This is a genomic window from Fluviispira vulneris (assembly GCF_014281055.1).
GTDB lineage: Bacteria > Bdellovibrionota_B > Oligoflexia > Silvanigrellales > Silvanigrellaceae > Silvanigrella > Silvanigrella vulneris.
The window spans coordinates 75,149-85,821 of sequence record NZ_JACRSE010000007.1; the positions used below are offsets into that span (position 1 = coordinate 75,149).

The following is a 10,673-nucleotide window of genomic DNA, read 5'->3' on the forward strand; positions in this document are numbered from 1 at the left end:
TCCAGAGAGAGCAATTTCTGCCTGTTTAAAGGGAAATTTATAATGGAATTAAAGGAATTTGCTGAGATAATATTATTTGGGACAAATATTGCGCATGACAAACTTTTGGAACCAAAATTGCTTACAGATGATATTTCATATCAGGCAATAATTGCACCCAAATTTCCCGGCCGTCCCAATCATCTTTGTTTCGAAAAAATGAAACTCAAAAAAAAATTGCCATTTCCAAATAATGAACAGTTAAAATCGGAACAACAAAGAGGTTTTGTTCTGCATTTTTTTGCAAATCATGAGTTGCTTGCCATGGAAATAATGGCTTTGGTTCTGTTAAAATTTCCGAATGCACCCAAAAGTTTTCGTATGGGAATTGCCAGAACCATTCTTGAAGAACAAAAGCATATGTCACTTTATTTAAACCGTATGCAAGAGCTGAATGTGGAATTTGGCGAAATTCCTGTCAATGACTTCTTTTGGAATTGTTTATCGCAAATGCAAAGCCCGCTGGATTTCGTAACACAAATGAGCATGACTTTTGAACAAGCAAATATTGATTATTCGTTATATTACAAAGATCTGATGCTTAAAATAAATGATCTTAAAACTGCGAATATTTTAGATATCGTTTATAAAGAAGAAATTGGTCATCTAAAGCATGGAGTCACTTGGTTTGAGCGTATGCGCGATCCCGCACAAAGCCAATGGGATGCATATGTTTCCTCTTTAAAGTTACCGTTGAGTCCTGCGCGTGCTAAAGGAACAATTTATGATCGAGAAGGCAGAAAATTAGCGGGACTTTCTGACGACTACATTAACGAACTCTCTATTTATTCTTCCTCAAAAGGCAGACCTCCCCACATATTCTATTTTAACCCTGCCTGTGAAGCCGAAGTCGCAAGAGGCAAAATCGGATTTTCGTCGAATAAATATGTCAAGAATCTTCAACATGACTGCTCTTCACTAATGTTATATATTGCAACAAAAGATGATATTATTCTCACTCCTGAAAAACCAAGTATCGAGTTTTTACAATCCCTAAAAGATTGTGGCTTTGATCTCCCAGAGTGGTATGACGACAGTCAGCAAAGTTTCAAGAGCGATAAAATTCCACAGCATTATTATGGATCCCTCAATCCCTGGGGCTGGAGTCCTGAAAGTATTCATTTGTTTAAACCATTTAAAAAAAAATTAATTGGCAATAATCCTTTCCAAAATAACATTTTTGCAAATGAATATTTTACAAGCAAAGTCAAACCGCTCTATTCAAAATGCTTTGCTGCTGAAATTTCACAAAAAATAAATACACAATTTTCAGATATGCAAGATATTCTCCCCACTGCAGTTACTTTAGGACGGGTTGTTCATACACTCGAGGAAACTCAAAATGCCATTGCCGATATTTTTTATTTAAATGAATATAGTATGTGCGTTTTAAAAGCACCTTTTGGTTCTTCGGGACAAAATATGCGCAGAATAAAATCGACTAAGCTGGATAAATCCGAAATCAGTTGGATTAAAAGATTATTAAAAGAACAAGACTCCCTAGTCGTTGAACCTTGGTTTAATAAAGCCATCGAGTTCTCTTACCAGTTTAAAATAGATGGCGAAAAAATTTCTCTGCTAGGATTGTCACGATTCTTGACCGATCTGAGAGGACAGTACAAAGCCACGTTTGTCGGGAGGAAATCCGACGAGCTAGACGAAAATCTCGTTAAATTTATGTACAATCCAGTCAATGGATATAAGGATATTTTGACCTTTTTTAAATGCGTTGCTGAATTTGTTGCAGAGCAATTGAAAAATGCAAAATATGAAGGCCCCGCTGGCATCGATGCTTTTATCTATAGCGATAAAAACTCGAAATATGGTTTTAGATTTAAAGTCTTGTCCGAAATAAATCCACGCTACACTATGGGACGGGTTGCTTTAGAAATATCAAAACGCATACAAAGTGGTGCTTTTGCAGTTTGGGCACATATTAGGATCGAAGATATTCTTAAGAACGGTTTTCATTCTCTCGAAGATTTTACCACTCAGATTCATAACAAATTTCCTGTTATTAAAAAAGATGGCCTAAAACCCTTGATCAAAGAAGGCATCCTATTTACCAATGATCCTAAATCAGCAAAATTTGTTCTCACCACTCTTATTGTTGGCAAAACAGTTCTACAGGAATTTATGAGTTTTTCAGGGCTAAAAATTTTGCAGTGAAGTTAAAAAGTTTTGGTTTCCATAAGAGTTAGGGATCAGTGTTATGCTGAGTTTTTAGTCGAAGATTAATATATTCATAGAAGTTTTTTGTATCAACTTATTTGCCTTCTTTTTATATCTTTCATATGATAATATGTTCTCCAAAATAATATGATATCAATAAAAGAATAATATAATAAATTGAAAATATTTTTAGCATCACTCCCATCTTCAAAAGGAATATTAAAAAAATTCTTTATTATAAAACCTAATACAAAATAAGCAATTAAATTAAGAATGAATAATTTAATAATTAAAATAAACTGTATACTTGCAAATTTACCTAAAAAGTCACTGCCTTTGCTTCTCCCATTAGCAACATATGAAAAATAAAAAGTCAATAAAAGCAATAAGCTCGAAAAAATATTTCTCACTTGGCTATTAACATCATTATCCACTTCATTCATTAAAAATATATTAAAAGCTGAAAAGAGAAAACCCGTTGCAAAAAAATATTTGAATCTATCTTTTTCCATGAATCTATTTTCAATAATTTGCGATTTTAATTTTTCGATGCTCCAAAAATACATAAAAGTCCTTATAGTAAGTATGCAACGTAATTTTTATCAGGATAGAATAGTGCATTTCATTATATTGATATCTATGCCTTCTGATAGTAAAATGTATTTAACTGTATAAATTTTATATCCGTCGATTCATTAATATCTGTAGTTAATTCACATTTCCCATACGAAGAGCACTTTAAAAAATTTGAGTCATTTCTTAAAACATAATTTGAGTTGGAATTTAGAACTAAACTAAATAGAAAAAATGCATGACTGGGTTGTATGAGATCCGTATTTGCTAGATAATACCTTCCATTATCAAGATCTATTTTTAAATTGCTTAGATTTCCTGCAAAAGTAAAATAAAATAGATCATTTTCTCTAACGAATGATCCACATGGCTTATTGTCTTCTGGTTCTAGTTTAAAATACTTTGTTCTTGCTTTTAAAGGTGACGATACTTTTGACAAATAAGAATAGCTTGAAAAGATCGATTTTTCTGGCGAAATATAACTTTCAATACTTGAAGTTTCTTCTGATATAGAAAGCATTAAATAGGCGCTGCAATATATCAGCGGTTCTCCATGATAATCATAAATCAATGAATTATCATTACTGCTCATTGTATAGGCATTGATATTTACTGAAATGGATAAAAATAAATAATTTATTAAACCATGGAATTTCATTAACTTCTCCTTATTATTATAATAATTTATATATTATATAACATATTATAATTCAATTTTTTTTATTATTTATTTTTAATTTTAATAAAAATATAAAATTTAACTTGTTTTTAACATTATAAATTTTAATTGTCTTGACTACGAAGTGATCATAACCCCCATTTCAAGTTGACACTTTTTCACCAAGAAAAGGGGAGCCAATGGACAAGTTAGCAGAGCCCCATGTAGGAGATTCGGGTACCATGAAGAATGTGAAAAATTTGAGGAACATTTCAATTTGGGGTTGAGTTTATCAGTACTTTCCCGTGTAAGCACCAGCTCCACCCAGTTACTCTGTCTAGCTGGAAAAGGAGCTTAAGTGTGACTGAAAGCACAATAAAAACAAAGGATAATATGGAAGAAATACTAGCAGAAATTGGGTTATGATCAATTTATTAAATAAAAAATGGCAATCTATATCTCTATAATTTACCATTTATTTATTAATACTTCTTCGTAATTTAATTAAAATTAACTCATTTTATTATTCATAAATAAATTCTATGCTTATTTTCCCTGTTTCTATATCCAATTGAAAATGGCAACCCTGCCAATAAGGTTGATTTTGCGACATCATAAATTCACGGAGTTCGGCAAGTAATCTACGTAATTTTCCGCCTGCAATTCCTGTTTCAGTTACCCAATTTTGTTCTCCATTATTATTTATATAATCGAAATTAAATGTAGCACAATCATTTTCTTTTACTAATTCAGATTTCATTATAATTATTTTACCATCTTCTGGAATAATATTATGCAAAATTTGTGCAATTTTTTGATATATTTCTTGATCTTTCGTCATTGCTATTTTCCTTTTGGAGAATTGTTAAAGTTTTTTTCTACAGACTTATTATTTCCAATTTTATACTGGACTTTAAACTCATCTGGCCTCTTTCCATTGCTCAAATACACTGGTATAATCTTCACTTCAACTCTATCCCCTAACTTCAAGGCATCCGCCCAAAGATTTTCCATTTTATTCCATTCACGACGATTTAAATTTGAATCCATTGGCACTAAGTTGATGGCTTCACTTGGCCCCCCAAAGCGATTGGCAATTAAATGCCCCCCTTCATCTCCAGGATTTCCTTGTTTTCTTACTTTTGTTTGCTCATAGCTATATCTATCTTTATTTTGCAATTTTAGTTCTGCAAATACAAATTTAACTCTACCTTGATCATCTGTCTCATAAACTGTACTATTGTCAACTAAATATTTTGAATTTTTTTGAGGATTTCTGAGTTCCGGATTCCAGTTTCCATTATCTCCAGATTTTAATTTGATGAAATCTTCTTCGCCTTGCTTACCTATATATTCATGAATTAACTTAGGCCTTTCAATTTCTAAATGAGTATTTGAAGGTAAATATTTTCCTCTTTTAACATCTTGATACAATAAGACCCAATCTCCATTTATACTCTTTTCTATTTTTAAACCTTTTTTCCTAACTTCATTGCCTATCTCTATTAAATAATTTTCGCCTTGTTCTTTTAATACAGATTCTAGAGATTTTTTTCCTGTTAATAATTTATAAGTATCATCATATTGCTTGGTCAATAATTTCTGTTCATCTTTTGAAAGATTATTTTTTTCTAGCCAATCTTCTCCTCTAGACTGAAAATTTTCAATCCAATTTTTTACTATAATTGCGACAGCGGGATCCTTGTAATTATCTAATACTCTAACTAATGTTTTATTTAATATTAATTCTGCAACTGCCTCTTCTCCATATTCCGATACAAGATCTTCAAATCTTTTTTTGCGTTCAGATACCATTGATATTTCTTTAACAAATTCATCAAATGATAATATATATTCTCCAGCAGTTGCTACTTCTGATATTTTTTCTGAAATATTTTTTTTAAGTTTATTTGAATTATTTATAATACTTTCATATCGAATTTCTTTAGCTAATTCAACAAAGTTCAAAGCTGTTCTTAAGTTATTATTCTCCGTCTCAATCTGAGTGGAGTTCGTAATAGCTGCAACATTTTCGCTACCAAGACCTGTGGCAATTGCGGCAATAATACTTGTGACTAAATCTTTTCTTTTCTCTCGCTGAACAGGATCCAACTCTGCAGGATCATCTAGTAAGGAGTTCACCACAACGCCTGCGGCTGCACCCATGGCGGCTTCTGCACACGTATTTGTTACGCTCCCTGCGGCACACCCCAACAGCGCATGCAGAGCAATATGTCCTGGTGAACCTTCGCCACCTATATTGTCTGCTATCTCTTTTATTTTCTCTGCGCCTAAACTCTGGAGATAATTTGCAGCAAAAGATTGAACAAAAGCAATATTGGTTCCACCCACATTTCCGCTTAAGGCTGCTGTTAAAGCAGTGCTTATCTGTCTATAAGTGCCACCGGGTGCCCATTTTTTTAAGTCTTCTATTTTATTTTCCAAATCTATAACTGATGGGGAGTCTTTGCTTTCACCTGCATTTAATCTTTCTTCAAGCTCTTTTTCATAAGCTTGCTCACTCTTCATTTTATTCTGTATGAAGGTTCCCAGTTCTTTTGAAAAACTTTTTACTATTTCAAATTCTGCCCGAATTTTTTCTTCATCAAATATCACTTCTAATGGTTTGTGGGAATCCTCGCTGTTACGATTAACTCCTGCAATTATTTCTTGTGATGTTTTTCCTGTCAGAGCAAGTTGCCCTGCTTCATCACGAATTATTATGTTTCCTTTTCCTACTGTGCTTTTTGTTACGTTAGAATGCGCGTCTGAAGAATACAAAGGAACTGGCGGAACGGCTGACACTCCTCCTACATAATCGACATTAATTCCTCCCGTAATCTGCATAGCTTTGAACCAAGCTTCATTGTTGATATCTTGGTAATTAAATGTCCCTGTATCCAGAATATTTAATTTTTCTTCTTCTGCCTTTTTACTACTTGCTATCACTCCACCATCGAGTTGGGTGTGGCCTTTTACTTTTATTTGATATCCACCATCACCAGCCTGAATTCCAGATTGCTCGATAACGCTCTGGTAATGACTTGTAATATTTGTAATTCCAAAAAGCGCTCCGCCCGAACTTGCACCTGCACAGATTGGAGGAATACAAACACTCGCATTCGCAGAATACTCATAATTTTTTGCAAGACTTGTATGATAGTCCTGTAAACTTTTAATATAAAGATTTCCATCGACTGTTCCGCTAACTTGCTCGCCTTTTACCACTGCACCAATGAGGTTAGTATCACCGCCAGATTCAATAATTATTTTTTTACTGCCGATAATATGTGAATTATTCTGTATAACTTGTTTACTTGCTGTGTCGCCATTGTTGCCAGAAATCGATCCTTCAAGAGTGATCCCATTTGTATCTGCACCTAAAACAGTTCCAACTCCAATATCCCAATTAAAAGACTCACTTTTATTTTTATTTTCTATTATATTTTGTGATGCTTTTGCTAAAATATCTCCTTCAGCTTTTAATTTTAAAATATTTCCTGCTTGAACTCGGGAACCGATGATATCGATAGTGCTCTCTTTGCCTGCACCCCACGCATGTAAATTAATATTTCCACCAGCAAGAAAGCCCGATTCTTTTGCTATTTGTGACTTTGACTCATTAGAAATACCTGAATAACTCTCCCCATATGTTTCCGTTACCTTAACGCTGGCTATGCTTTTAGGATCTATTCCTAAAGCATTTAAGGAATTTGAAACGCTCATCCCTGCAGCCAGAGTAGCCAGTGCCTGCATCCGTGGATCAGTGGTTTTTTGTGAATTTTCATATGAACTTTTAAGTGTCTGCCCTGTGCTGAGTAGAATATTACTACCAGCTGTATTTATACCTTTAATTGAGAGTTCTTTTTGGTGGCTGCTTTCAAATATATCTAATCTACATGCAGTTTTTTGAAAGCTATAAAAAATACTTTAATGCAAATCTAATTACAGTTACAGTAAATGGAACTTTTATAAATGCAGTAAGGGCGAAGCAATGATCGGGAAAACTAAAATTGGAAAGGGAACAAAAGTCATGCAAATGGTAGATAAGGAAGGGGCTTAGATTCTCTAAATATAGATTTTTTATAATCCACATCAGTCACACCATCTAATGAAAACCATAAAAAAACCCGTATCACTTACCAAATCTAAATATATACTTGCAGATAGTGCATACAACTCTGATAAACTAGATCTTGAGTGCAAAAAGTTAGGAATAAGTCTTGTTGCATAGCATAAACTAAATCGTAAAAACCTTACCCAAGATGTACGGGAGGTACTAAGACTTAAAAAGCGGCACACCGTTGAAAGAATAAATGCGCATTTAAATAATTATCGAAAAGTTAATGTTCGGTATGAGCGAGACCCTAAACTATTTGAGAATTTTATATGGATGGCGCATTGCTTAATATTTATTAAAAAATTCAATATTCATAATGATTACTTGGTGGCTTAATCATTTTGGAAAGCTTCTAGAAAAATAATTACTTATTCCAATAGAAATGATATAGTAATTAATATCCATTTTTTTATTTATTAATCATAAATAAAATCTATGCTATATTTCCCAGTTTCTAAGTTAACTCTAAATTCACAACCTTTCCAAGAAGGCTGATTTTGTGAAATATAAAATTGACGCAGTTCTACAAGTAAATCATTTAATTGTGATCCATATTCATTTCCTGCTGTTAACCATTTTAATTGATTTTCATTATCAATGCAGTCAAATTCAAATTTACAAACATCATTTTCTTGAGACAATTCAGCTCTCATCAAAATAAACTTTGAATTTTTAAGAGCCATATCCATTAAAATAATTCCAATTTTATTATAAATATTGATATCATGGCTCATTTTATTTACCCCTAGTAGTGTTTTTAAAAAATATTTCGACTGGTCTGTCACCACTTATCAAATATTCTACCCTAAATTTTTCGGGGCGTTTAGAATCACCAGAATAAGTTGGTTCAATTTTAACATTCACCTCTTTACCTTCTTTTTTTGCAGTTGCCCATAAGTTTTCCATCTTTTTCCATTCTCCTTTATTTAGATTTCCATCCATAGGTACCAAGTTTATTTTTTCACCTGGTCCTCCAAGTATAGTTGCAATTAAATGTCCTCCTTCATCCGCAGGATTTCCTAACTTGCCAACTTTATTTTGCTGATAAGTATTTCTATCCTTTGATGCAGGTAAAATAGTCCCTTCAACACGAATTGCTCGTCCTAAATGGTCTGTCTCAAAAGTTTGCGTATTGTCAACATTATAAATTTTATTTGGTTTTGGATTATTAAGCTCTATATTCCAACTCCCTTTTTTACCTGAAGTTAGACCAATTACTTCTTTAACTTCCCTTGATGAATAAGGAGATTGATCTCCTAAAACACTACCTTTGTCTTTTAACTTTGGGTCGATATTGACCAAATAATTTTTGCCTTCGTCCCATTTCTTAAAGATTTCGTTTTCTTTATCCCCTTTTATCGTGAGACCTGGATTGACGAGTTCGTTTTTCCAATACTCTTCTGATTGCTTACTTTTTACTAATTTTTCTACATAATCTATGCCTTTTTTATCAACTAGTTCTTGCCAAGTTGTTTTTCCTTCGATGATTTCTTTTAAATACTTGCTTTCTTCAATATTTTGATAAGTCAATCCTACTGATGGTTTAGGTGTTACGAGTGTGTAATATTTCGTCTCTGGATCTGTTACTTTTACTACCCAATTTCCACCTGGGGACTTTATCAAATCTATCCCTTTGTCTCTTCTTATCTTAGATAAATCATTGATTACATAATCTATACCATTTTCTTTAATTAAAATTTCTACCGATGTATCTCCTGTAGCTAATGCATTAATATCTGCATATTGCTTTTCCTTTAATTTTATATATTCAGGTTTATAACCTTTCTTTATCAGCCATTCTTTGCCTTTTTCTGCAATTTCTTCATATTTATTTTCTAATCTTTGACCTACTTTAGATTTTCTAATTATTTTAAACGCACTTTTTGTCGATTTATCTACAATGTAATTGACAACAAAATCTTCGCCATATTCTTTTGCTAAATCATCAAAACTACGATTTCCTTCTGTTACAGAGAGTAAATCTTCAGCTATTTCATTTGCTGTATAAACGGTAAGCATGCGGCCCGCTATCATTAGCACTACTTCGCCGCCTTTAACCATAAAATTTAAAAAATTATTCTCCGTCTCAATCTGAGTGGAGTTTGTAATTGCTGCAACATTTTCGCTACCAAGACCTGTGGCAATTCCGGCAATAATACTTGTGACTAAATCTTTTCTTTTCTCTCGCTGAACAGGATCCAATTCTGTAGGATCATCTAGTAAGGAGTTCACCACAACGCCTGCGGCTGCACCCATGGCGGCTTCTGCACACGTATTTGTTACGCTCCCGGCGGCACACCCCAACAGAGCATGCAGAGCAATATGTCCTGGTGAACCTTCGCCACCTATATTGTCTGCTATCTCTTTTATTTTCTCTGCGCCTAAACTCTGGAGATAATTTGCAGCAAAAGATTGAACAAAAGCAATATTGGTTCCACCCACATTTCCGCTTAAGGCTGCTGTTAAAGCAGTGCTTATCTGTCTATAAGTGCCACCGGGTGCCCATTTTTTTAAGTCTTCTATTTTATTTTCCAAATCTATAACTGATGGGGAGTCTTTGCTTTCACCTGCATTTAATCTTTCTTCAAGCTCTTTTTCATAAGCTTGCTCACTCTTCATTTTATTCTGTATGAAGGTTCCCAGTTCTTTTGAAAAACTTTTTACTATTTCAAATTCTGCCCGAATTTTTTCTTCATCAAATATCACTTCTAATGGTTTGTGGGAATCCTCGCTGTTACGATTAACTCCTGCAATTATTTCTTGTGATGTTTTTCCTGTCAGAGCAAGTTGCCCTGCTTCATCACGAATTATTATGTTTCCTTTTCCTACTGTGCTTTTTGTTACGTTAGAATGCGCGTCTGAAGAATACAAAGGAACTGGCGGAACGGCTGACACTCCTCCTACATAATCGACATTAATTCCTCCCGTAATCTGCATAGCTTTGAACCAAGCTTCATTGTTGATATCTTGGTAATTAAATGTCCCTGTATCCAGAATATTTAATTTTTCTTCTTCTGCCTTTTTACTACTTGCTATCACTCCACCATCGAGTTGGGTGTGGCCTTTTACTTTTATTTGATATCCACCATCACCAGCCTGAATTCCAGATTG

At 33.5% G+C, this 10,673-nt stretch carries 7 protein-coding genes; 1 reads left to right on the top strand and 6 read right to left on the bottom strand.

Going from position 1 to position 10,673, the window contains the following annotated elements; translation table 11 throughout:
- The first annotated feature begins 42 nt into the window (after positions 1–42).
- A complete protein-coding gene (locus H7355_RS15150) occupies positions 43–2,208 on the top strand; it encodes a DUF455 family protein (RefSeq protein WP_186649842.1) in 2,166 nt (721 codons plus the stop codon).
- 92 nt (positions 2,209–2,300) lie between these two features.
- Here H7355_RS15150 and H7355_RS15155 read toward each other — a convergent pair whose 3' ends face one another.
- From H7355_RS15155 to H7355_RS15950, 6 genes are all read right to left on the bottom strand, one after another.
- Entirely contained in the window at positions 2,301–2,723 is a 423-nt protein-coding gene (locus H7355_RS15155) for a hypothetical protein (protein ID WP_222435735.1), read from the bottom strand.
- Positions 2,724–2,848: 125 nt separating this feature from the next.
- Complete coding sequence (locus tag H7355_RS15160) at positions 2,849–3,442, bottom strand: hypothetical protein (RefSeq protein ID WP_186649848.1); 594 nt, start codon at positions 3,440–3,442, stop codon at positions 2,849–2,851.
- A gap of 523 nt (positions 3,443–3,965) precedes the next feature.
- Positions 3,966–4,283: an immunity protein YezG family protein gene (locus H7355_RS15165; RefSeq protein ID WP_186649851.1), complete on the bottom strand. Its 318-nt coding sequence runs from the start codon at positions 4,281–4,283 to the stop codon at positions 3,966–3,968.
- Positions 4,284–4,285: 2 nt separating this feature from the next.
- Positions 4,286–7,168, bottom strand: a complete 2,883-nt coding sequence (locus H7355_RS15170; protein WP_186649854.1) for a DNA/RNA non-specific endonuclease — start codon at positions 7,166–7,168, stop codon at positions 4,286–4,288.
- 810 nt (positions 7,169–7,978) lie between these two features.
- Entirely contained in the window at positions 7,979–8,296 is a 318-nt protein-coding gene (locus H7355_RS15175) for an immunity protein YezG family protein (protein WP_186649857.1), read from the bottom strand.
- 1 nt (position 8,297) lies between these two features.
- On the bottom strand, positions 8,298–10,673 hold a 2,376-nt coding region (locus tag H7355_RS15950; protein ID WP_222435736.1), incomplete at its 5' end, for a DNA/RNA non-specific endonuclease.